The organism is Methylobacterium sp. WL103, from assembly GCF_008039885.1.
Lineage (GTDB): Bacteria > Pseudomonadota > Alphaproteobacteria > Rhizobiales > Beijerinckiaceae > Methylobacterium > Methylobacterium cerastii.
The window spans coordinates 1-1261 of record NZ_VRUX01000894.1; the positions used below are offsets into that span (position 1 = coordinate 1).

At 74.3% G+C, this 1261-nt stretch carries 1 protein-coding gene; it reads left to right on the forward strand.

What is annotated here, in order from left to right:
- Positions 1-179: 179 nt before the first annotated feature.
- On the forward strand, positions 180-1261 hold a 1082-nt coding region (purD, locus tag FV222_RS26510; RefSeq protein WP_147816100.1), incomplete at its 3' end, for a phosphoribosylamine--glycine ligase.

A 1261-nucleotide genomic window follows, 5' to 3' on the forward strand; every position in this document is an offset into this window, starting at 1 on the left:
CGCGGCCCCCCCCCACCCGCGGGCGCCGCGGGGCCCGACCAGGGGCATGGCCGAAGTGCTATGCGGACGCGGCGGCGAGGTCAAAGCCCGCCGCACGACGGTGGATCCGGTGCACGACGCGCACCTTCGTGCGATAGGACCCTTTCCCCGGTCCCGGATTTCGGGAACACCCTGATCCCATGAACATCCTCCTCGTCGGCAACGGCGGCCGCGAACACGCCCTCGCCTACGCCCTTGCGAAAAGCCCGCTCTGCACCCGCCTGTTCACGGCGCCGGGCAATCCCGGCACCGCCCGACACGGCGAGAACCGGCCGGAGCTGGACGTCGCCGACCACGGCGCGGTCCGCGCCTTCTGCGAGGCCGAGCGCGTCGGCCTCGTCGTGATCGGGCCGGAGGCGCCGCTGGTCGCCGGCCTCGTCGACGACCTGACCCGGGCCGGCATCCGCGCCTTCGGGCCGACCCGGGCCGCCGCGCAGCTCGAGGGCTCGAAGGGCTTCACCAAGGCGCTGTGCAGCGAGCGCGGCATCCCGACGGCCGGCTACGGCCGCTTCGCCGCCCTCGACCCGGCGCTCGCCTACGTGCGCGCCAGGGGCGCCCCGATCGTGGTGAAGGCCGACGGCCTGGCCGCCGGCAAGGGCGTCACCGTCGCCGAGACGGTGGAGCAGGCCGAGGGCGCGCTGCGGGCGCTGTTCGCCGATGCGGGCGCGGAGGTGGTGATCGAGGAGTGCCTGTTCGGCGAGGAGGCGAGCTTCTTCGCCCTGTGCGACGGCACCCGGGCGATCGCCATGGGCACCGCGCAGGACCACAAGCGCGTCTTCGACGGCGACCGCGGCCCCAACACCGGCGGCATGGGCGCCTACTCGCCGGCCGGCATCGTCACCCCGGCGATCGAGCGGACCGTGATGGAGACGATCATCCAGCCGACGCTCGACGGCATGCGCGCGCGCGGCACGCCGTTCACCGGCATCCTCTATGCCGGCCTGATGCTGACCGCGGACGGGCCGAAGCTGATCGAGTACAACACCCGCTTCGGCGACCCCGAGGCGCAGGTGCTGATGCCGCGCCTCGCCTCCGACCTCGTCCCCGCTTTGCTCTCGGCCTGCGACGGCGACCTCGCCGGCGTCAGCCTGGAGTTCGACGCCTCGCGCGCGGCGCTCACCGTGGTGATGGCGGCGGCCGGCTATCCCGGCACGGTGGTGCGCGGCTCGACCATCCGCGGCATCGCCGACGCCGAGCGCGACGGCGCCCTGGTGTTCCAGGC